At 72.1% G+C, this 20,567-nt stretch carries 18 protein-coding genes; 9 read left to right on the top strand and 9 right to left on the bottom strand.

Annotated features, from left to right (window positions below; translation table 11 throughout):
- The first annotated feature begins 137 nt into the window (after positions 1 to 137).
- From AQJ46_RS12375 to AQJ46_RS12395, 5 genes are all read left to right on the top strand, one after another.
- Positions 138 to 2,516, top strand: coding sequence for an MMPL family transporter (locus tag AQJ46_RS12375; RefSeq protein WP_059205604.1), 2,379 nt, complete (start codon positions 138 to 140; stop codon positions 2,514 to 2,516).
- A 139-nt stretch (positions 2,517 to 2,655) separates the two neighbouring features.
- Positions 2,656 to 4,008: a sensor histidine kinase gene (locus tag AQJ46_RS12380; protein ID WP_059205605.1), complete on the top strand. Its 1,353-nt coding sequence runs from the start codon at positions 2,656 to 2,658 to the stop codon at positions 4,006 to 4,008.
- Positions 3,969 to 4,904, top strand: a complete 936-nt coding sequence (locus tag AQJ46_RS12385; RefSeq protein ID WP_059205606.1) for an SGNH/GDSL hydrolase family protein — start codon at positions 3,969 to 3,971, stop codon at positions 4,902 to 4,904. Before AQJ46_RS12380 ends, AQJ46_RS12385 begins: the two co-directional genes overlap by 40 nt.
- A 217-nt stretch (positions 4,905 to 5,121) precedes the next feature.
- The gene (locus AQJ46_RS12390; protein WP_059205607.1) at positions 5,122 to 6,441 is read left to right on the top strand and encodes a sensor histidine kinase; all 1,320 of its coding nucleotides are present in this window, start codon (positions 5,122 to 5,124) and stop codon (positions 6,439 to 6,441) included.
- Positions 6,438 to 7,094: a response regulator gene (locus AQJ46_RS12395; RefSeq protein WP_057615521.1), complete on the top strand. Its 657-nt coding sequence runs from the start codon at positions 6,438 to 6,440 to the stop codon at positions 7,092 to 7,094. Before AQJ46_RS12390 ends, AQJ46_RS12395 begins: the two co-directional genes overlap by 4 nt.
- Here the strand turns inward: AQJ46_RS12395 and AQJ46_RS12400 are convergent.
- Together AQJ46_RS12400 and AQJ46_RS12405 are read right to left on the bottom strand one after the other, a co-directional pair.
- A complete protein-coding gene (locus AQJ46_RS12400; protein ID WP_079072230.1) occupies positions 6,999 to 7,679 on the bottom strand; it encodes a DedA family protein in 681 nt (226 codons plus the stop codon). The two genes, AQJ46_RS12395 and AQJ46_RS12400, sit on opposite strands and share 96 nt — an antisense overlap.
- Complete coding sequence (locus AQJ46_RS12405; protein WP_059205608.1) at positions 7,676 to 8,401, bottom strand: class I SAM-dependent methyltransferase; 726 nt, start codon at positions 8,399 to 8,401, stop codon at positions 7,676 to 7,678. Before AQJ46_RS12405 ends, AQJ46_RS12400 begins: the two co-directional genes overlap by 4 nt.
- A gap of 123 nt (positions 8,402 to 8,524) precedes the next feature.
- Between AQJ46_RS12405 and AQJ46_RS12410 the strand changes: the two genes are divergently transcribed.
- Entirely contained in the window at positions 8,525 to 9,679 is a 1,155-nt protein-coding gene (locus AQJ46_RS12410; protein ID WP_208616919.1) for a sensor histidine kinase, read from the top strand.
- Positions 9,676 to 10,326 (top strand): response regulator, encoded by a 651-nt coding sequence (locus AQJ46_RS12415; protein WP_059205610.1) that lies wholly within the window; start codon positions 9,676 to 9,678, stop codon positions 10,324 to 10,326. Before AQJ46_RS12410 ends, AQJ46_RS12415 begins: the two co-directional genes overlap by 4 nt.
- Before the next feature lie 3 nt (positions 10,327 to 10,329).
- Here the strand turns inward: AQJ46_RS12415 and AQJ46_RS12420 are convergent, their stop codons facing one another.
- The 7 genes from AQJ46_RS12420 to AQJ46_RS12450 form a co-directional block, all read right to left on the bottom strand.
- A complete protein-coding gene (locus AQJ46_RS12420; RefSeq protein ID WP_059205611.1) occupies positions 10,330 to 11,250 on the bottom strand; it encodes an SDR family oxidoreductase in 921 nt (306 codons plus the stop codon).
- 395 nt (positions 11,251 to 11,645) lie between these two features.
- Entirely contained in the window at positions 11,646 to 12,125 is a 480-nt protein-coding gene (locus AQJ46_RS12425; protein ID WP_059205612.1) for a MarR family winged helix-turn-helix transcriptional regulator, read from the bottom strand.
- A gap of 11 nt (positions 12,126 to 12,136) precedes the next feature.
- Positions 12,137 to 13,198, bottom strand: a complete 1,062-nt coding sequence (locus AQJ46_RS12430; RefSeq protein ID WP_059205613.1) for an alkene reductase — start codon at positions 13,196 to 13,198, stop codon at positions 12,137 to 12,139.
- Positions 13,199 to 13,262: 64 nt separating this feature from the next.
- Positions 13,263 to 14,168, bottom strand: a complete 906-nt coding sequence (locus AQJ46_RS12435) for an NADP-dependent oxidoreductase (protein WP_059205614.1) — start codon at positions 14,166 to 14,168, stop codon at positions 13,263 to 13,265.
- Between the two features lie 122 nt (positions 14,169 to 14,290).
- Positions 14,291 to 15,844 (bottom strand): APC family permease, encoded by a 1,554-nt coding sequence (locus AQJ46_RS12440; protein WP_059205615.1) that lies wholly within the window; start codon positions 15,842 to 15,844, stop codon positions 14,291 to 14,293.
- Between the two features lie 138 nt (positions 15,845 to 15,982).
- The gene (locus AQJ46_RS12445) at positions 15,983 to 16,369 is read right to left on the bottom strand and encodes a hypothetical protein (protein WP_063803799.1); all 387 of its coding nucleotides are present in this window, start codon (positions 16,367 to 16,369) and stop codon (positions 15,983 to 15,985) included.
- 1,204 nt (positions 16,370 to 17,573) lie between these two features.
- Positions 17,574 to 18,245: an ANTAR domain-containing protein gene (locus AQJ46_RS12450; RefSeq protein WP_059205616.1), complete on the bottom strand. Its 672-nt coding sequence runs from the start codon at positions 18,243 to 18,245 to the stop codon at positions 17,574 to 17,576.
- Positions 18,246 to 18,524: 279 nt separating this feature from the next.
- On the opposite strand from AQJ46_RS12450, the gene AQJ46_RS12455 reads away from it, so the two are divergent.
- Both AQJ46_RS12455 and AQJ46_RS12460 read left to right on the top strand, forming a co-directional pair.
- On the top strand, positions 18,525 to 19,520 hold the full coding sequence (locus tag AQJ46_RS12455; RefSeq protein ID WP_404828421.1) for an anti-sigma factor RsbA family regulatory protein: 996 nt from the start codon (positions 18,525 to 18,527) through the stop codon (positions 19,518 to 19,520).
- 148 nt (positions 19,521 to 19,668) lie between these two features.
- On the top strand, positions 19,669 to 20,547 hold the full coding sequence (locus AQJ46_RS12460) for an alpha/beta fold hydrolase (RefSeq protein ID WP_059205617.1): 879 nt from the start codon (positions 19,669 to 19,671) through the stop codon (positions 20,545 to 20,547).
- Positions 20,548 to 20,567: the final 20 nt, after the last annotated feature.

The following is a 20,567-nucleotide window of genomic DNA, read 5'->3' on the forward strand; positions in this document are numbered from 1 at the left end:
GTACTGGGGTACTAGCGGGCCCCACCGGATTCGGTTCCGCGGTACGGGATGGTCGCCCGGTACCGCTCCTACGTTGAGATCGCGGGTCAGTCAGGACCGGCTCACCCAATGATCTCTTCTCCTGGTGGGAGTAATCCGTGGCCACCTTCCTCTATCGGCTCGGCCGGCTGGCGTTCCGGCGACGACGCGTCGTCGTGATGCTGTGGGTCGCCGTCCTGGCCGCCATCGGCATCGGCGCCATGAGTGCGCCCGGCACGTCCTCCGGGGCCCTGAGCGTTCCGGGCACGCAATCGCAGCGGGCGATCGACCTGCTGCAGAAGGAGTTCCCGCAGGCCTCCGCCGACGGCGCCACGGCGCGCGTGGTGTTCGAGGCGCCCAGCGGGCAGAAGCTCACCTCCGCCGCCCACAAGGCCGAGGTCGAGTCCCTGGTGGCGAAGCTGGAGAAGTCGCCGCAGGTGTCGGGCGTCACCGATCCCTTCGCCGGCGGCCTGGTCAGCAAGTCCGGCACGATCGCCTTCGTCCAGGTGTCCTACAAGGTCGCCCAGGCCGACGTCAGCGGCGCGGCCCACGCCGTCCAGACCGACGTCGTCCGGCAGGGCGAGAAGGCCGGCCTGAAGGTGAGCCTGGGCGGCAACGCCGTCAAGGACAAGGCCGCGAGCAAGGCGGCCGAGCTGATCGGTGTCGGGGTCGCCGCCGTTGTTCTGGTGATCACCTTCGGCTCGATGATCGCGGCCGGCCTGCCCCTGCTCACCGCGATCCTCGGGGTGGCCGCGGCCATCCTGTCGGTCACGCTCGCCACGCACTTCTTCGACCTGGCCTCGGCCACCACGACCCTGGCACTGATGCTGGGCCTGGCCGTCGCCATCGACTACGCCCTGTTCATCGTCTCCCGCTACCGCAACGAGATCCGCGACGGCCACGAACCCGAGGAAGCCTGCGGACGTGCTGCGGGCACCGCCGGCTCGGCGGTCGTCTTCGCCGGCCTGACCGTGATCGTCGCGCTGAGCGGCCTGAGCGTCATCGGCATCGGCATGCTCACCTCCATGGGGCTGGCCTCGGCCTTCGCCGTGGCCGTCGCCGTGGTCATCGCGCTGACCTTGCTGCCCGCCATGCTCGGCTTCGCCGGCACGCGGATCATGAAGGGCAAGATGCAGACCCGCCGTATGAAGGCGCTGGAGCGCGGCGAGGGCGAGTCGATGGGCGTGCGCTGGGCGAAGTTCGTCACCCGCAACCCGGTCAAGGTGCTCGCGGTCGCGGTGGCCGCACTGGCCCTGCTGGCCATCCCCGCGATGTCCCTGCAGACGGCCCTGAACGACGACTCCGGAAAGCCCCCCGGCAGCACCCAGCGCATCGCCTACGACACCCTCAGCAAGGGCTTCGGGCCGGGTTTCAACGGCCCGCTCACCGTGGTCGTCGACGCCCGGAACAGCGACGACCCCAAGGCCGCCGCCCAGGACGCGTACACCAGGCTGAGCAAGCTGGACGATGTCGCCGCTGTCCGTCCTCCCTCCTTCAACGAGGCCGGCGACGTGGCCCTGCTCGGCGCCGTCCCCAAGAGCGCCCCCAGCAGCGAGGCCACCAAGAGCCTCGTGGGCGAGATCCGCGGCCAGGGCGCCGCCCTGCACCAGGACACCGGCGCCGACCTGATGGTCACCGGCCTGACCGCCGTCAACATCGACGTCAGCACCAAACTGTCCGACGCCCTCATCCCCTACCTGGCCATCGTCGTGGGCCTGGCCCTGGTCCTGCTCCTGCTGGTCTTCCGGTCGATCGTGATCCCGCTCAAGGCCGCCCTCGGCTTCCTGCTCAGCGTGGTCTCGACCCTCGGTGTCCTGGTCGCGGTCTTCCAGTGGGGCTGGCTGAAGGACCTCTTCGGCGTCGACCAGACCGGACCCATCGTCAGCCTGCTGCCCATCCTGCTGATCGGCGTCGTGTTCGGCCTCGCCATGGACTACGAGGTCTTCCTCGTCTCCCGGATGCGGGAGGAATACGTCCACGGCGCCGAACCCACACACGCCATCGTGCAGGGTTTCCGGCACAGCGGCCGGGTGGTCACCGCGGCCGCGGTCATCATGGTCTCCGTCTTCTCCGGATTCCTCCTCGACGACGCCGCTCTGATCAAGTCGATCGGCCTGGGGCTCGCCTCCGCCGTGTTCCTCGACGCCTTCGTCGTCCGGATGACCATCGTCCCTGCGGTGATGGCCCTGCTCGGCCACCGCTCCTGGACCCTGCCGAAGTGGCTCGACCGCATCCTGCCGAACGTGGACGTCGAGGGCGAGAAGCTGCGCCACGCGCTCGAAGCCGAGCAGCCGGACTCCGCGCCTGAACCCGTGCTCGCCGGTGCCGCCGCTACCGTCCACGCAGGCTCGGACGACCACGGCGCGCGCCGCGTCTTCACCGGCGTCCGCAGTTCTGACGACACGGAAACGCAGGCACCTGCCCAGCAGGCCGACGCGACGGAGCCGCAGGCGCCGGCCCGCAGGAAGCTGCTGAAGAACCCGTTGCGCAGGAGTTGACGACAGCGAGCCGCAGCACCGGCTTCCGCACCGGCTCCTGACGTGGTGGCCGGCTCTCACCGGCCGTCTTCCCAGCCCCGCCCGCCGACCCGATCCCCCCGGGTCGGCGGGCGGCCCGACCCTGCGAAGGGCTCACCCCGTGCCCGCACCGAGCGCCCCCGCGCCCCACCCACACCCGGACGAACGCCAGTTCCTCCAGGCCCTGACGAGCGATCCCGAGCAGCGGGTGATCGCGTCGGTGGTCTCCCGGCTCGCCTCGTGGCGGCGGGCCGACCGGGCCCGCCCCTGGGTCCGGCGGTGGGGGGTCCCGGTGTTCTGCCTCGCGGTCGGCAGCGACGCCTACGCCAATCCCCACAACGTCAGCGACCCCCAACTGCCGATCGTCCTCGCCTTCTGCATCCCGCTGCTGTGGCGGGAACGACGCCCCCTGCTGGTCTTCGCCCTCACCACGGCCGTCTCGATCGTGTCTCTTCCTCTCGGCGTGCTGACGGGCGCCGAGTTCGCCCGGGTGATCGCCCTCTTCAACGTCGGCCGTCACTGCACCCCACGCCGACTGGCGGCCGCCACCGGCGTCACGCTCCTGCAACTCGTCGCATGGGCCTACTTCTTCTGGCGCGGCCGGCAGCTGGAGTACGTCACGCGTCCGGAGCCCGTGACGTTGATGGTGATGGTCGCCGTAACGGCGTTCGCGGTACTGGGCCTGCTCCTGCGGCTGGCCTACGCCTACATCGACGCCCTGAAGAAACAACGCGACCAGCAGGCCCGGCTCGCCACCGCGCAGGAACGCGCCCGTGTCTCCCGCGAGATGCACGACATCCTCGGCCACACCCTCGCCGTCATCGTCGGCCTCGCTGACGGCGCCGCCGCTCTCGCCGAGGCCAAGCCCGAACGCGGCGCCCAGACCCTCCGCATCATCGGCGTCAGCGGCCGCGACGCCCTGGCCGAACTGCGCCGCCTGCTCGCCGTCATCGGCGACGACCAGGACGGCCGGGACGGATCGCACGGCGTCCCACTCGCCCCGCAGCCCGGCCTCGCCGACCTCGACGCGCTGCTCGACCGGATCCGCGCCGCCGGTCCCACCGTCGCCCTGCACATGCACGGCGACCTCACCGGCCTGGCGCCCGGACTCCAGCTGTCCGTCTACCGCATCGTCCAGGAGGCCCTGACCAACACCGTCAAGTACGCCTCCCACGACACCTCGGTCCACGTCTCCGTCGCCGCCGACCCCGACACCGTGCGCCTCACCGTCGAGGACACCGGCCCACCCCGCACCCCACGTGGTCGCCGTGGCCCGACCGGCGGCGGCCGGGGCCTGGTCGGTATGCGCGAGCGCGTCGCCCTCTACCGGGGCGAGATCACCGCCGGCCCCAACCCGCACGGCGGCTGGACCGTCCACGCCGTCCTCCACGTGCTCGCCCCATCCAGCACCGCCACGACGACAGGAGAAGACCCATGGGAGCCTACGCACGCGCAGCGCTGGCCGGAATCGTGAGCTGCGGTGTGCTGCTCACCGCCGTCCTCATCGGTCGGCCGGACGGCGACCACGACAGCTTCCAGGACCAGCGACCGCAGCCGGGGCCCTACGTCGCTCTCGGCGACTCCTACACCTCCGGCCCGAAGATCCCCCGGCGCACGGGGACACCGGCCGGCTGCGACCGCTCCGACCACAACTACCCCGCACTGGTGGCACGCCGACTCGGCGTGCCGGCCGCCGGCTTCCGTGACGTCAGTTGCAGCGGCGCCACCATCACCGCCCTCACCGCGCCGCAGCAGACGTCCAACGGCACCAACCCCGCCCAGCTCTCGGCCCTCTCGAAGCGGACGCGACTGGTCACCCTCGGCATCGGCGGCAACGACATCGGCTTCGGCTCGACGGTCACGAAATGCGTCACGATGGGTGCGATGTACCGCGCGACCGGCAGCGGAAGGCTCTTCTCCGACGACGCGCCCTGCGAGAAGCAGTACGTCGACGGCGGCACCGACGAAGTGAAACAGAAGATCCAGGCAACCGGCCGAAGGCTTTCCGCGGCGCTGGCCGAGATCGAACGGCGCGCGCCGATGGCCCGGGTCTACGTCGTCGGCTATCCGGCGATCCTGCCCGCCGAAGGGAAGGGCTGCGGCAGGGAGCTCCCCCTCGCGCCCGGCGACGCGAGCTACCTGCACGACAAGGGGGAGCAGCTCAACACCATGCTGCACGAGCAGGCCGAGGCCGCCGGAGCGACGTACGTCGACACCTACTCCCCGTCCGTCGGCCACGACGCCTGCTCCGCGCAGAAAACCCGCTGGATAGAGCCCCTCCGGCCCAGCAGCCCGGCCGCCGCCGTCCACCCGAACGCGCACGGTGAGCAGGGCATGGCCGATGCCGTGCTCCGCACGATCGCCTCATAGCACCCGCGAGGAGGAGGAACGTAGTACTCCGGTACCGGCCGGCGTCGCCGCATTCCCGCCCACAGTGCCGTGGCGCCCGTCGATACCGCTTCTAGATTGAGGTCCGGGCCCGGCAGGCCCGTCCACGCAACACCTCTTACGATCACGGAAGAGCGATCGGTCCCGGTCGGCGCTCTGCCCCAGGCGCCGCCCGCCCGCACCGCGAAGGGCACAGACCTTGACCCCCACGCCCCCACACGATTCCCGGCCCGAGCTGCCCGAGGCACTGACGAACGACGCCGAGCAGCGTGTCATCGTGTCGATCATCGCGCGGCTGTCGTCCTGGCGGTGGGCGGACCGGACCCACCCCCGGGTCCGGAGGTGGGGCGTACCGCTGTTGTGCGCCGTCCTGGGACTGCCGTCCGTACTCCATCCCGTCGGCGGATCCGGGGTCGCCGAAGAGCTGGTCCTCACCATCGCCGTGGCCGTTCCGCTGCTGTGGCGGGAGCGCAGGCCCATGCTGGTCTTCGCGCTCGTCACCGCCACCGCCGTGCTGATGGAGTCCACCGGGTCCCTCCACGGCGCCAACGCCAGTGCCGACGTCGCCCGCATCGTGGCCCTCTTCAACGTCGGCCGCTTCGCCACCCCCGGCCGGCTGCTCATCGCCGTCGTCATCTCCCTGATGGAGCTGGTCGCCTGGACCTTCACGCTCCGGCGCGACGGTCAGTTGGAGTACGCCACACGGCCGGAAATCCTCGTACTGCTGGGGGTGGTGACGGTGACGGCCATCGCCTGCCTCGGCCTCGCCACCCGCCTGGTCAACGTCGTCATCGCCGCCCTGCAGAAGGAGAAGGACCAGCAGGCCCGCCTCGCCGTCGCCCAGGAACGCGCCCGCGTCTCCAAGGAGATGCACGACATCCTCGGCCACACCCTCGCCGTGATCGTCGGTCTGGCCGACGGCGCCGCGGGCCTGACCGAGGCGAAGCCGCACCGCGGTGCCGAGACCTTGCGGATCATCGCCGGCAGCGGCCGCAGTGCCCTCGCCGAACTGCGCCGCCTCCTCGCCGTCATCGGCGACGAGACCGACCGGCCGCACGATGCCCCGCTGGCCCCACAGCCCGGCCTGGCCGACCTCGATCCGCTGATCGAACGTGTCCGCGCGGCAGGCACGGCGGTCACCCTCAGCACCGACGGCGACCTCACCGCACCGGCCCCGGGCCTTCAGCTCGCCGTCTACCGCATCGTCCAGGAAGCCCTCACCAACACCCTCAAGTACGCCGCGGCCGGAACCTCCGTCAGCGTCCGGGTGGCCGTCGGTTCCGACACGGTCCACGTCGATGTCCAGGACACCGGACCCCCGCGAACACCCCGGGCCCGCAGACGGAGCACCGGAAGCGGCCGCGGGCTGGTCGGGATGCGCGAGCGCGCGGCCATCTACCAGGGCCGGGTCACCGCCGGGCCGAACCGCGAGGGCGGCTGGAGCGTCCACGCCCGCCTCCTGACCGCCCCGCCCGTCAAAACGACCCCAACGACGACAACGGAGAACCCCCGCACATGACCACCGTGCTCATCGTCGACGACCAGGCCCTGCAACGCCTCGGCTTCAGCATGCTCCTCGAACAGCACCCCGACCTCACCCTCATCGGTGAGGCCACCCACGGCGCCGAAGCCGTCCGCAAGGCCGCCGAGCTCAAACCCGACGTCGTCCTCATGGACGTCCGCATGCCCGGCATGGACGGCATCGAGGCCACCAGACGCATCGTCGAGTCCGGCGGCCGCTCCCGCATCCTGGTCCTGACCACCTTCGACCTCGACGAATACGCCTACGACGCCCTGCGCGCCGGAGCCTCCGGGTTCCTGTTGAAGGACGCCATGCCCGACGAACTCGTCGCCGGTATCCGCGCGGTGGCCGCCGGAGACGCCGTCATCTCGCCCGGTCTGACCCGCAAGCTCATCGATGCTTTCGGCAGCCGGCTGCCGGGCCACACGCCCGAACAGCAACGTCAGCTGGCCCGCCTCACCAACCGCGAACGCGAGGTACTCACCGCCATGGCGACCGGCTGGAGCAACACCGAGATCGCCGAACGCCTCTCCCTCGCCGAGTCCACCGTCAAGTCACACGTGAGCAGCATCCTCACCAAGATCGGGGTCCGGGACCGGGTCCAAGCGGTGATCTTCGCCTACGACACCGGCCTCGTCCGACCTGCCTGAGCATGTTCGCCACAGCAGGGCGCCCCCGATCACCACCAGCCCGGCCAGGGCGAGGGCAGGACCGCCCAGGGTGAGGACGCGCTGGAGAGAGGTCGCGGCGGCATATCCGACACCCGCTTCCGCGGAGGCCCACACACATGCGGCGGCGACGCTGTACGGGGCGATGCGGCGGTAGGGCAGGCCGGTGACGCCCGCGGAGTGCGGGGCGAGGGTGCGTACCACCGGCAGGAAACGGGCCAGGAAGACCGCCCGGCCGCCGTGGCGCGTCATCAGCGTCTCGGCCCGGTTCCAGGCGGCGCCCGGTATCCGACGGCCCGTCCGGCTTCCGCGCAGCCGGGCGCCGAGGAATCTGCCGGTGCGGTGGGCGAGGAAGTCCCCCGCCACCACGGCTCCGGCCGCGGCGGCGATGACGAGGGGAAGGCTGATGTGGCCGGTGCGGGCCAGTGCTCCGGCGGTCAGGAGCAGGGTCAGAGTGGGGATGAAAGCGCCGACGAGAAGGATCGACTCGGCCAGGACGGCGGCGGCCACCACCGCGTACGCCGCGGTCGGCGGGAGGTCGCCGAGGATGTCGGACAGCGCGTTCACCGCCTCGCCCCGTCGAACTGCGGCTCGGGGCGCTCCGTGGAGAGGAGGGGACGTCGCAGGTGCCAGACGCAGGCCGGGGGCAGGTTGGCCCATACCGTCCAGCGGCCCGTGGCGTACGTCCGCTGGTAGGCGGCCATGATCTCGTCGACGGCGGTGTGCCGGCGGGCCTCGGCTCGCGATGCCGCCAGGGCGCGGGCCTTGCGGGTGCCGAGGTAGGCGAAGTAGGTCAGCGTGCCGCCGGGGTGGAGGAGCTCCAGGTAGCGGGCCATGATGCGCTCGACCTGCACGGGCGTGAAGTTGGTCAGCGGCAGCCCCGAGACGATGACGTCGTACCGCTGGTCGGTGTCGAGCTGCTCGACGTAGGTCTGATGCACGGTCACCTGTGTCGGCCTGGCCGCCAGATGCGGGTGTGTGGTGACGAGGTGGCGCAGTCGCGCGGCGAAACGGGGGTTGGCCTCGACGATGTCCAGGCGGCTGCCGCGGGACAGCTGCGGGATCAGGGCCCGGGTGACCGGACCGGTGCCGGCACCGGCTTCCAGGACCGCCAGCGGGCGGGGCGCCTGAGCCCGTACCGGCTCGGTGAGCACGCGGGCCAGGGCCGTGCCGCTGGGGGCTATGGCACCTGTGGTGCGCAGATCACGGGCCGCTTCGATCAGGAACATCCAGCCTTCGGCGTTGCGCTGCGCCAGGACACGGTCGTGGGAGGTGGTCCAGTCGTTCATGGAATCGACGCTAGAAAGCGGCGTACGGCATCGGATCCGCAGCTCTGCGACGACGTGCCCCTACGAAAGTAGGGGGTGAGGATCGTCGATCGCCGGACGGAACGGCACACCGGCCTGCCTAGCATGGGCCCTGTGAGCAGCAGGGAAGGCCGCAGGTGGCCGGCCTACGGGCGGGGCGTACTCGTGGCGTCGTGTGTGGTGGCCGCCGCGCTGAACGACATGTCGTTCGATGGGCGCCATCTGGCTGCCGTCATCACCGCGGCGCTGGTGTGCGGAACGGCCCTGCTCGTGCCCCGGCTGCGATGGCCGGTCGCGCCGCTGTTGGTCACCGTGGCCACGGCGTGGTGGGGATGGCCGTTGCTGCCGCTGCTGACGGTCGCCCTGTTCGACCTGGCCGTGGATCGCCGGGCGCGGGTGGCGGTGGGATGTGCCGTCGCCGCCCTGGGCGCCAACCTGCTCAGCTACCGGGCCACCTCCCTGTGGACGGCGCAGTCCTACGCGTCCACGCTGCTTCTACCCATGCTGGCCGTGCTCGTCGGGCTGTGGCGGGGTGGCCGCCAGCGCCTGGTCCAGGCGCTGGCGGCCGACGTCGAGCACCTGCGCGTCGAGTCGCAGTTGCGCGAGGAAGCGGCCCGCATCGCGGAACGGTCCCGTATCGCCGCCGAGATGCACGACGTCCTGGCCCACCGCCTGAGCCTGATCGCCCTGCACACCGGCGTGCTGGCCACCAAGGGCGACATGCTGCCCGCCCCCGTCGTCGAACGACTGGATCTGCTGCGCACGGCGTCCGTCGAAGCACTCACCGATCTGCGCGACGTACTCGGTGTGCTGCGCGACCCCGACGCCACGCCGGCCGGCGCCGCGCTCACGCCGGTGATGAGGGAGGTGGGGGAACTGGCGGACGAGGCCCGCGCCGCCGGCCAGCACGTCGAGCTGACCACCGACGGCCGTCCCGAACAGGCTCCCACCACCCACCGCCTGGCCGTGCACCGCGTCGTCCAGGAAGCGCTGACCAACGCCCGCAAGCACGCCGACGGTGCTCCGGTGACCGTACGCATCGACTACCGGCCGCCCGCCACCCTCGTCGAGGTCACCAACCCCGCCGGTACTCCCCGTACGGACACAGTCGGCAGTGGCTACGGACTCGTCGGCCTGCGCGAACGCGTCACCACCCTCGGCGGCCACCTGAACGCCGGACCGGCCGGCGCGGGCGCGTGGCGTGTGGCCGCCCGTATCCCCCACCCCCTCGGCATCGAACAGGACGGCACCCCCACATGATCCGCGCCATGATCGTCGACGACGACGCCCTGGTCCGCCTCGGCCTGACCGACCTCCTCGAGGGCGACCCCGGCATCGAGGTCGTGGCCCAGGCCGCCGACGGACTGCAGGCCGTCGAGAAGGCCGCGGCACACCGCATCGACGTCGCCCTCGTCGACGTACGGATGCCCCGCATGGACGGCATCACCGCCACGATCCGGCTACGGGCCCTCCCGCACCCGCCGAAGGTGATCACCCTGACCACCTTCGACCTCGACGAATACGTCTACGACGCCCTCGCCGCCGGAGCCGACGGGTTTCTCCTCAAGGACACCGACCCCGCCGAGATCCTGCGGGCCGTCCACCTGGTGGCCGCAGGGTCGGCCATGCTCCACCCCACCGCGGCCCGGCGTCTCATCGACCGCTACCACGCCACGAAACAGCCCCAAGTCACAGCGGCCCAGGCCCGGTTGGAGCGGCTCACGCCCCGCGAACGGGACGTACTCGCGCTGCTCGCCCAGGGCGACACCAACGCCGACATCGCCACCCGTCTCGCCATGCGCGAGAGCACCGTCAAGGCTCACGTGAGCCGCATCCTGACCGCGCTGGAGGTCACCAACCGCGTTCAGGCCGCCCTCGTGGCCCGCGACGCCGGCCTCACCACCTGACCGTCACCGGTGCCGTGCCGAGCCCAGCTCGTCGGTGTACCGGGCGAGGATGTCCTCGGCCGTGGGTACGGGGCCGAACAGCTGCTCCTGGCGGCGGGTGTCGGCGACGTAGCGGCCCGTGTCGAACCAGCCGAACATCGCGGCCATGTCCTTGACCAGGGGCATGAAGCGGCCGACGACGACCCCCGCGGCGCGGACGACGAGCGAAGGGACGGCCCACACCTTGATCTTCTTTCCGGCCCGTTTGCCCATCAGGTCGGCCATCTCGCGCATGCTGACCGGACGGTCCCAGCCGATGTCGACGCGCTCACCGTTGGCGGCCTGGGCATCGACGGCGGCCGCCAGGTACGCCGCGAGGTCGGAGGTGTGGACGAAGGTCAGCGGGACGGTGGCCTTGGCCATCCAGATCAGGCGGCCCTTGTCGACCGGGTCGCCCGCCATGGTCGCGATCTGGTCGAGGAACGCCCCCGGGCGCAGCGCGACGAAGGGGACGCCGAGCTGTTCGAGCTTGTCCTCGGCGATCTTCTTGTGCCAGAAGTGCGGGACCTGGGGTGTCTGGTCGCTGGTGAGGATGCTGGTCAGGACGAACCGCCGGATGCCGGCCCGGTGGGCGGCCTCGGCGAGGTTGGCGTTGCCGACGGTGTCGATGTCGTGCGCGTTCTTGCCGCCGCGGGTGTAGCCGGCAGCGGTGGTGATGACGGCGTCGGCGCCGTTCATGGCGGCGACGAGCGAGTCGAGGTCGAGCATGTCGCCGCGGGCGATCTCGACGCCCCGGCTTTCGAGCCTGCTCGCGTCGGTGGTCGGCCGGACCAGGGCGCGGACGTTCTTACCGCGCTTGAGCAGTTCGTCGACGACCTTGCCGCCGAGAGAGCCGGTGGCACCGACGACGAGGACGGGGAGGGGGGTAGAGCCGGTGGTGGCCATGGAGGCCTCATTTCCATCAGGTCAGTGGTGGGGGGATGGGTGGGCGGGGCAGGGGGGCCGCGGGCGGGGGTGCCGTCGGCCCGGGGCGCTCAGGGGCGGGCCTGTGGTGGGCGGATCCGCGGTGGGGGTCACGCCCGGCCCGCAGCTTGGGGGCGAAGGGAAGGTGCCCCGGACGCGGGTGATGCGGTTGTCCTCGATGCGCGGGCCGGCCGCGGCGGGGAAGGGTCGCGGCCCCGCGCGGGGGCGTTGCCCTGCCCCCGTCATTCCGCCGGGACAGCTCGAGCCTGCCCCTGACGCTGAGGCTCCGACCTCCGTGCTCCCGGCGTACGGGGGAGTTGGGGCGCGTGACTCCGTTCAGCACGGGCCGTCGTCAACTGCAGCACTGTCCGGGGGAGTTACTCGGACTTTTCCGCCGCAGGGCCGCTGCTGTTGATCGCGTCGGTGATGGCGTAGGCGATACGGACGAAGGACTCCGCCTGCTCCGCCGACAGGCCCCGTGCGGAGGTCTCCTCCAGGGTTTGCCACATGGCCGCGAGGGGTTCGCGCAGGGCACGGCCCTTGTCGGTGAGGTGGACGACCATGACGCGCCGGTCGTGTGCGGCGGGCTCGCGCACGAGCAGGCCGGCGTCCTGCATGCGGCGCAGGGACTTGGAGACCGTGGAGTGGTCGAGGCCGACGCTTTCGAGCAGCTCGGACTGGGTCTGGCCGTCCCGGTCGAGGAGTTGCATCAGCAGCAGTTCCTGCCCGGGATGCAGGTCCATCTCGCGGAGCATGGCGGCGGCGCGGGCGCGGTGAGCGCGCGCGAGCTGGAAGATCGCGTAGCTCATCGGTCCCTCGCCGGCCGTCGTGGGAGTGCGTGGTGTCGGGGCGGCCATGGTTCGGATCCTCAGGCGGTGTGGGTGGGGTAGTCGGTATAGCCGGCCACTCCGCCGCCGTAGAAGGTCGACGGGTCGGGGGTGTTCAGCGGCGCGTCAGAGCGTAGCCGCTCGACGAGGTCCGGGTTGGCGAGGGCGAGGGCGCCGACGGAGACGAGGTCGGCCGTGCCGTGGTCGATGTCCTTGGCGCGGGTGGGCAGGTCGGTGCCGGCCCGGTTGAGGATCAGCGTGGTCGGCCACAGCTCGCGCAGGGTGCCCAGCAGCGCGTCGTCGCCCGCGTGCATCACGTGGAGGTAGGCGAGGCCGAGCGGGCTGAGGGCGCGCAGGAGCGCCGGATACAGCTCGGCGGTGTCGGACTCGGCGATGTCGTTGTAGGGGTTGCCGGGGGAGATGCGCAGGCCGGTGCGGTGGGCGCCGATCTCCTCGGCGACGGCGGTGGCGACCTCGACGGCGAAGCGGATGCGGTTGCCGATGGAGCCGCCGTACTGGTCGGTGCGCTGGTTGGTGTTGTCGGCGAGGAACTGGTGCACCAGGTAACCGTTGGCTCCGTGGATCTCCACGCCGTCGGCCCCTGCCGCGACGGCGGCCGCCGCGGCGCGGCGGAAGTCGTCGACGGTCGCCACGATCTCCTGCGTCGACAGCGCACGGGGCGTCGGCATCTCCTGCGGCCCGGACACGGTGAACATCGCGCCCTGCGGCTGGACCGCCGAAGGGGCGACCGGCTGACGGCCGTGAGGGGTGTTGTCGGGGTGGGCGATGCGGCCGGTGTGCATCAGCTGGATGACGATCCGGCCGTCGGCCGCGTGCACGGCGTCGGTGACCTTGCGCCACCCGGCGATCTGATCGTCGTTGTGGATGCCGGGGGTGAGGAGGTAGCCCTGGCCGTCGGCGTTGGGCTGGGTCCCCTCGGTGATGATGAGCGCGTGCGAGGCCCGCTGGGCGTAGTACTCGGCGTTCAGCTCGGTCGGTACGCCTTCGGGTGTGGAGCGGTCACGGGTCATGGGGGCCATGACCAGGCGGTGCGGGAGGGAGATGTCGCCGACGGTGGTCGGTGTCCACAGGGCGTTCAGCATGGGTGGTCCTTCGGTGGCGTGATGGCCAGGTGATGATCGGAACAGGAGGGAAAGGCGGGCGTGATCAGCCGACGGTGAGGGCGAGCTTGCCCCGGCCATGCCCGGCGTCGCTGACCTGCTGGGCCGTGGCGGCCTCGGTGAGCGGGTAGGCGGTGACGGTGGTGACGAGCTTGCCGGTCGCCGCGTCCTGCGCCAGCTCGGCCAGCCGGGCGGCCGAGCGCTCCTGGCCACCGCTGGAGAAGGTGACGCCGAGCTGGTGCGCGCGGAAGTCGGCGATGGTGACGATGCGCCCGGTGCCGCCGCGCAGAGCGATGGAGTCCTCCAGGGCGCCCTTGCCGGCCAGGTCGAACACGGCGTCCACGCCGTCGGGGGCGAGCGCCCGGACCCGCTCGACCAGGCCCTCGCCGTAGAGGGTCGCGGTGGCGCCGAGCGAGGTGAGGTAGTCCTGGTTGGCGGGGCCGGCGGTGGCGATGACACGCGCTCCGCGGGCCGTGGCGAGCTGGACCGCGAGGGTGCCGACCGCTCCGGCCGCGCCGTGCATCAGTACGGTCTCGCCGGCGGTGACGCCCAGCAGGTCCAGGACCCGCTCGGCCGTCTCGCCCGCCACCGGCAACGCGACCGCGTGCTGCCAGTCGAGGCCGGCGGGCTTGGGCACCACGGTGGTGGCCAGCGCGTACTCGGCGTACGAGCCGGTGTCCGACCAGCCCAGCACCTCGTCGCCCACCTGCACGTCCTGCACGCCCTCACCCAGGGCGTCCACCACGCCGGCGAGCTCGGCACCGGGGACGGCGGGCAGCGGTGTGGGGAACGCGGCCTGCATCGCCCCGGAGCGGATCTTGCCGTCCAGCGCGTTCAGCCCGGCCGCCCTGACGCGGACGCGGATCTGGCCGGGGCCGGGCTGCGGGACCTCGATGTCCGCCTCGTGCAGCACGTCGGTGCCTCCGAAACGGTCGAACAGGATGGCCTTCATGACGACTCCTCTCGTGCCGCCACCCATTTAGGTGGCTGGACACATAATCACCGTAACAGCAAACATGTGGCTAGCCAAGTATTTGCTGTCGGGGTGAGGAGAGAGGAGGTCGGATGTGCTTGTCAGCCGAGCAGCTTGCCCTCCAGGGCGGCCCCCTCGGCCTCCGCCCTGCGAGTCGGTGCGCCCAGCGCCCAGAACAGGACGCCGAGGAGCATGAAGCCGACGAGCGGTATGAGTTCCGTCAGCAGGTACTTCCAGCGTTCGGCGTGGGTCCAGCCGTCGGGGGCGTAGTCGGAGCTGAACCAGCTGAAGGGAGCGCCCGGGGCGACCAACTGCACGCAGGCGTACAGCACGAGCAGGGTGAGGACGATGCTGATGGCGAGGGGAGCGGGTGCCCTGTAGGGGCGCGGCACGTGCGGGGCCTTGTGGCGCAGTACCGCGAGCGCCGGGAAGATGCCCAGGTAGCTGACCAGGGTGGTGGAGACGGCCAGGCCCAGGACCGCGCCGAAGAGCTTCGCCGCGCTGCCGTTCGTGAGTTCGTGGGCCAGGACCAGGACGGCCGTGGAGACCAGCCCGCTGAGGACGTTGACGCGGACCGGGGTGCCGAAGCGGCTGGAGATGACGCCGAGGAAGCGTGGGGCCGCGCCGTCGTAGCCGGAGACCGCGAGGGCGCGGTCGGAGCCCATCACCCAGGTCACGCCCGAGGACAGTACGGTGAGGATGAACAGGACCGCGGCCAGGTCCCCGAGCGCGCTCCCGGCTCCGCTGAGGGTGGCTGTGCCGTCGCCGGCCACGTGGCCGCCGTAGACCGTGAAGACCTGGCGGATCGCGTCGATGAACCCGCCGAGACCGCTGATGGCCTTGACGGGCAGCACGAGCAGGATGCCGAGGATCGGCAGGGCGTAGAGGAGCACGGAGAGGGCGGCGCTGCGGAAGACGGCGTACGGCACGTCCTTCTGGGCGTCGGTCATCTCGTCGCCCGCGGTGCTGGGCAGTTCGAAGCCGACGTAGTTGAACATCAGGACGGGCACCAGGCCGACGAAGCCCGCGTACGTCGGGGAGAAGTCGCCGAGTCCGAATCCGTGCAGGCCGTGCTGGACGCCGTAGACGACGACCGTGGCGGTGAACAGGCCGAGCAGGAGGAAGCGGCTCCACGCGCCGATGGTGGGGATCCACTTGCCGACGTCGAAGGAGAGGATCGCGGCGACGACCCCGATCCAGACGAACGCGACGGTGAAGACGTAGAAGGCCCAGGTGCTCAGGTCCTTGCCGTCGTTGAAGAAGGTCGTGTACGCGGTGACCGCGGAGACGGCGAGGGTGCCACCGAGCCAGACCGGATTGGTGATCCAGTAGAGGAAGTTGTTGACCGCGCCGGCCAGGCGGCCGAAGGCGCGGCTGGTCCAGATGTACGGGCCGCCCTCGTCGGGGAACGCGGCGCCGAGCTCCGCGGTCAGCAGGGCCGAGGGGACGAAGAACACGGCGGCCAGCACGATGAGCCAGGTGAACGCCTCCGCGCCGGAGGAGGCCACCGTGCCGATGGTGTCCACGCCCACGAGGGTGCACAGCAGGAAGAACAGGATGTCGAAGCGGCCGAAGTGCTTGCGCAGCTTCTGGCGTTCCGACCGGGCTGCCGGCGGCGCGTCCGCAGGCTCTGAGGTTATGGGGCCAGCGGTCACCAGGGGCTCCTGCCGATGAGTGGTACAGGCGGAATTCGGCCAATGATCGATGCCGCCGCACATGCTCACAAGCGTTCATTGGGAACTCTTGACCGGGTATTGCCGAAAAGGGACAGCGATACGTCGGCCACGAGCGCTCTAGGTGTCCCGGAGCTCCGCCCGCAGGGAGTCGCGCAGCCGGCGGAGGTCGTCCGCGGGGCGGCCCAGGCCGTTGAGGCGCAGACGGGCCGCCTCGGTGCGGTCGACGGGGCGGACGGTGAAGGCCAGGTTCATCGAGGCGCGCAGCATCCACAGGTCGTAGGCGAGCAGCCGGACCGCGTGGGCCTGCGCCGCCACCAGGTCCGGGTCGGTCGTTCCCAGGTCCTGGAGCCGGGCGTGCAGCCGGTGCACGGCGATGCTCTGCTGCCCGCAGTCCCGTGCCGTGCCGCGCGACGCCGGACCGGGTTCGCCGCACGCGGCCACCGCCTCGTCGGCCGGCGTCTGCGCGGCCACCGCCTCGTCCAGGACCGCGACGAGCGCCCGCAACTGCTCCGGCCGCGACGGGCGGACGGGGGCCGGGCGGCGGTGGGGGCGCGGCAGTGGTCGTACGGCAGCGAGCAGTTGTACGGCAGCGAGCCACCGCCGCGCGCCGAGCCGCCGTACGGCAGCGCGCCACCGTGCCGCTTGAGGCGCGGGCGCGTCCGGAGTTGTGCCTGTGTGCGTGGCCCCTCCTGGCGTCCGTGGCGTCTGGCTCGGCCCCTTGGGCTGGGCCTGCGGGCCGTCGCGACCGCGTGGTCCCGCGTCGGTGGCTGCCGCGGGCGGCAGGGGCCCGCGACCGCGATGCCCCGGGCCTGGCCGGTGTGGCCGCCCGACCGTGGGGCCCCGGGCTGCGGGGCCCGCGACCCCGTGGTGGTCCCGGCGCCGGCGTGTGCCGCGGGCGGCTGCGCCCCGCAGCCCGCGACGTTCCGGGCCTGGCCGGTGTGGCCGCCCGACCGTGGGGCCCCGGGCTGCGGGGCCCGCGACCCCGTGGTGGTCCCGGCGCCGGTGTATGCCGCGGGCGGCTGGGCCCCGTGACCGCGACGCTGCGGGCTCCGCCGGTGTGCCTGCCCGACCGGCCCCGGACTGCGGGGCCCGCGGCCGTGACGCTTCGGGCCGGCCTGTGAGGCCTGTGCCACCGCGGAACGAGTCCGTCGGCAGGGCCTCGCGGACGCGGAGAACCCGGCTCCGCCCGTCGCGTCCCTCCCAGTGTGCGCCTCGTGCGCGGTCGGGTGTCCCCGTGCGTCCGTCGGGCAAGGCTTGATCGGGCGTTCTCAGGGGTAGTTGTCCTCCCCCGGGAGTAGCGGAAGGCGGTGCGGTCGTCCCGGGGAGGCAGGGCAGGTGCCTCCGTGGGCACGATGTGCGGGCGGGTCTCGGGGAAGAGGCTGGTTCGTGTCGGGGAACAGGAAACCAGGCCCGAGGAGGGCGCCATGAACCGCCAGATCCGCGTTCGCGTCACCCGTCGGCCCTCGTCCTCCCGTGACACCCGGCAGCCCGAGATCGACCGCAGGACACCGTCGGGACGGCTGCTGCCGTACTGACACCGGCCCGGGCAATCCCTCGACGCCCCACGACCGGCGACGGGCCATCGACGTCCACCCCGGCGCGCGCACCGCTTCAGCGCACCGCCCGTAGCGCCCGTACAGCCCAGCCGCAGCACCACGCCCGGCAGCGGGACGCCCGTCCGCCGGCTCGTCGACCTGCCCCTCGGCACTCAGCTCAGGCAACGGTCGATCGCCGTCCGCAGCGCCTGCCGCAGCTCCGGCGAGGGCAGCGGGCCACCGCCCCCGGCCACTGCCGTGACCCCCGCGGCGACCTGGCGCAGCTTGGTGTTGGAGAGCTGCGAGGCCTCCCGCAGGACGTTCCACGCCTGGTCCGGGGAGCAGGCGTGGGTGGCCATCAGGACCCCGCGCGCCTGGTCGATGACCGGGCGGGTGACCATCGCCTGCCGGAGCTGCTCGACCTCCGTGCGCAGCAGGTCCAGCTGTTCCGCGCGCTCCAGGACCACCGCGGAGGGCACGGGCTCCCGGCGGGTCCCGGGGCCGTGCAGCGGATCGTCGGGATCCAGACCGGCCATCTCCAGGACGCGGCGCGGCTGGTCGTTCCAGCCGGTCGCCGTCACCCGTATCCGACGGCGGCGGCCGTAGGTGTCGAGGACCTCCAGCAACCGCAGTCCCGTCGTGTCCATGAAGGCGACGCCGGTCATGTCCAGGTCGACCCGGTCGGTGCCGTCCGGCAACCGCGCCAGGGCCGTGGCCAGGGTGTCCGCACAGCCGTGGATCAGATCGCCGCGGAGGACGAGCACGGCCCTGCCCCCCTCCACGCCGGCGTCGATGGTCAGGTTGTTCATTCGCCCTGCGAGCGATGTGTGTGCCGCTGAGCTCATGTCCGCCTCGCTGCTCCCCACAGTCGTCACGACGTTGAGTCACCGATCGCCACCGGCTCCCGGCCCGGTCCGAGGGTGTGGCCGCACACGGAACCCGGCGGTGCTGGAATGCGCCTGCCCGGCACGTCGGGGAGTACACCCGGCGCATCGGGGAGTGACAGGCGCTTGCCGGGGGTAAACGCGGTCTCGTCCAGGTAGTGGCGGAGAGACGTTTCTGGCGGGGAGACGTATCGAAGGGAAGACAGCCCGGTCGGGAGAGTGGAGAGCAGGTGTGGACAGATGGCCCGAGACGCCCCGGCGCCGCCTTCCGGCGGGCGGGAGCGCGGTGACGACGCCGTGAACACCGTGGTCGAGACCGCGGGTCCGTTCGTGCATCCCGCGCTCTTCTACCGCGACGAGAGGGAGTACCTCGCCGGTGTGGTGCCGTTCGTACGCAAGGCACTCGCCGCCGGGGAACCGGTGGCCGTGGCCGTGCCCACCGAGAACCTGCGGCTGCTGAAGGCGGAGATCGGCGCCGCGGAGGCCGTACGGTTCCTCGACATGCGGGAGGCCGGGCGCAACCCCGGCCGGATCATCCCGGGGGTGCTGCGCGCCTTCGCCGACGCCCAGCCGCCGGGCACCCGGGTGCGGATCGTCGGCGAGCCGATCTGGGCCGGGCGCACGGCCACCGAGTACCCGGCCTGCGTCCAGCACGAGGCGCTGATCAACGCTGCCTTCCAGGGCCGGCCGGTCACCATCCTGTGCCCCTACGACACCCGGCGCCTCGCCCCGCAGGCCGTCGCCGACGCCTACGCCACCCACCCCGTGGTCGTCGACGCCGGCTCCGGACGCGAGGAGGAGAGCGGACGGTACGACTTCGAGGCCGTGCACGCCCGCTACAACGCGCCGCTGCCGCCGGCCCCGGACGTGCCGGCCCACGCCTTCGCCGCCGATGTGCTCGGCGAGATCCGGCACTTCGCCACCGACGCGGCCGAGCGGTTCGGGCTGGTGCGGCCCCGGCTCGACGACCTGGCGCTGGCTGTCGCCGAGCTGACCACCAACAGCGTGGTGCACGGCGGCGGTTCGGGCCTGCTGCGGATGTGGGCCGAGGACGGGCACGTGGTGTGCGAGGTCCGCGACCGGGGACACCTCACCGACCTGCTGGCAGGCCGCCGGCCGCCTTCCCATGGCCGGCAGGGCGGCCGGGGCCTGCTCATGGTCAACCTCGTCACCGACCTCGTGCGGGTGCACACCGGGCCGGACGGCACCACGGTCCGCTGCTGGTTCGCCCTCTGACCCGCGTGGCTTCCTTCCGTGGCCGAAGTGCGCCGGTCTCCTTGGCTCCGGTCCCGTTTGACCTGCGAATTCGTTTCGCCGTCCCCCCGCGTGGGCAGGGTTCGGGCAGCGTGGCCCGGTCAAGGCCTCGGGTGGGGGGAGCGCGGCGGTGCCCGACCATGTGCGTACGGCGGACGGACGACGGTTACGGGTGGAGGTCTCGGGGGATCCGCACGGACGCCCCGTGTTCCTCCTGCACGGCATGCCCGGCAGCCGGGTGGGGCCGAAACCCCGCTCGATGTTCCTCCACCAGCGCGGCGCCCGCCTCATCAGCTACGACCGGCCGGGATACGGCGGTTCGGACCGTATGCCGCGCCGCCGGGTGGCGGACGTGGCCCAGGATGTGGCCGACGTGGCCGACGCCCTCGAACTCGACCGGTTCGCGGTGGCCGGCCGCTCCGCCGGAGCCCCGCACGCCCTGGCCTGCGCCGCGCTGCTGCCCGACCGGGTGACCAGGGCGGCGGCGATGGTGGGGTGGGCACCACGCGACGCGGAGGGCCTGGACTGGTATGCGGGGATGGCGCCTTCCAACGTCGCCGCCCTGAGCACGGCCGCCACCGACCCCGAGCGCTTCGCCGCCGGGATCATTCCGCGCTCCGCCGCCATCCGCAGTGATCCCGCGCGCCTGCTGGAGGAGCTGCGCGAGGACCTCACCGCCGACGACCGGCTGATCGTCTCGGACAACACCATCCGCTCGATGCTGCTGCGCAACTACCGCGAGGCGTTGCGCACTTCGCCGTACGGCTGGATCGACGACGCCCTGGCCCTCACCGCGTCCTGGGGCTTCGACCCGGCGCGGATCAAGGTGCCGGTGCTGCTGTGGCACGGCAAGGACGACGTCTTCTCCCCGGCCTCGCACGCCTCCTGGCTCGCCGACCGCATCCCGCGTGCCACGGCCGTCCTGGAACCCACGGCGGCCCACTTCGCCGCCCTGCGCGCCCTGCCCGCCGTGCTGGACTGGCTGCTCGCCGAAGCGCGGACGCGCTGACGCGCGCACTGGCGGATGGG

Origin of the sequence: Streptomyces canus, assembly GCF_001514145.1 — a bacterium.
GTDB classification, from domain to species: domain Bacteria; phylum Actinomycetota; class Actinomycetes; order Streptomycetales; family Streptomycetaceae; genus Streptomyces; species Streptomyces canus.

Coding starts and splice junctions, on each gene's coding strand:
- AQJ46_RS12385 (WP_059205606.1), top strand. CDS start 3,969: ATGGGAGCCTACGCACGCGCAGCGCTGGCCGGAATCGTGAGCTGCGGT.
- AQJ46_RS12395 (WP_057615521.1), top strand. CDS start 6,438: ATGACCACCGTGCTCATCGTCGACGACCAGGCCCTGCAACGCCTCGGC.
- AQJ46_RS12405 (WP_059205608.1), bottom strand. CDS start 8,401: ATGAACGACTGGACCACCTCCCACGACCGTGTCCTGGCGCAGCGCAAC.
- AQJ46_RS12410 (WP_208616919.1), top strand. CDS start 8,525: ATGGGCCCTGTGAGCAGCAGGGAAGGCCGCAGGTGGCCGGCCTACGGG.
- AQJ46_RS12415 (WP_059205610.1), top strand. CDS start 9,676: ATGATCCGCGCCATGATCGTCGACGACGACGCCCTGGTCCGCCTCGGC.
- AQJ46_RS12420 (WP_059205611.1), bottom strand. CDS start 11,250: ATGGCCACCACCGGCTCTACCCCCCTCCCCGTCCTCGTCGTCGGTGCC.
- AQJ46_RS12425 (WP_059205612.1), bottom strand. CDS start 12,125: ATGGCCGCCCCGACACCACGCACTCCCACGACGGCCGGCGAGGGACCG.
- AQJ46_RS12430 (WP_059205613.1), bottom strand. CDS start 13,198: ATGCTGAACGCCCTGTGGACACCGACCACCGTCGGCGACATCTCCCTC.
- AQJ46_RS12435 (WP_059205614.1), bottom strand. CDS start 14,168: ATGAAGGCCATCCTGTTCGACCGTTTCGGAGGCACCGACGTGCTGCAC.
- AQJ46_RS12450 (WP_059205616.1), bottom strand. CDS start 18,245: ATGAGCTCAGCGGCACACACATCGCTCGCAGGGCGAATGAACAACCTG.
- AQJ46_RS12455 (WP_404828421.1), top strand. CDS start 18,525: ATGGCCCGAGACGCCCCGGCGCCGCCTTCCGGCGGGCGGGAGCGCGGT.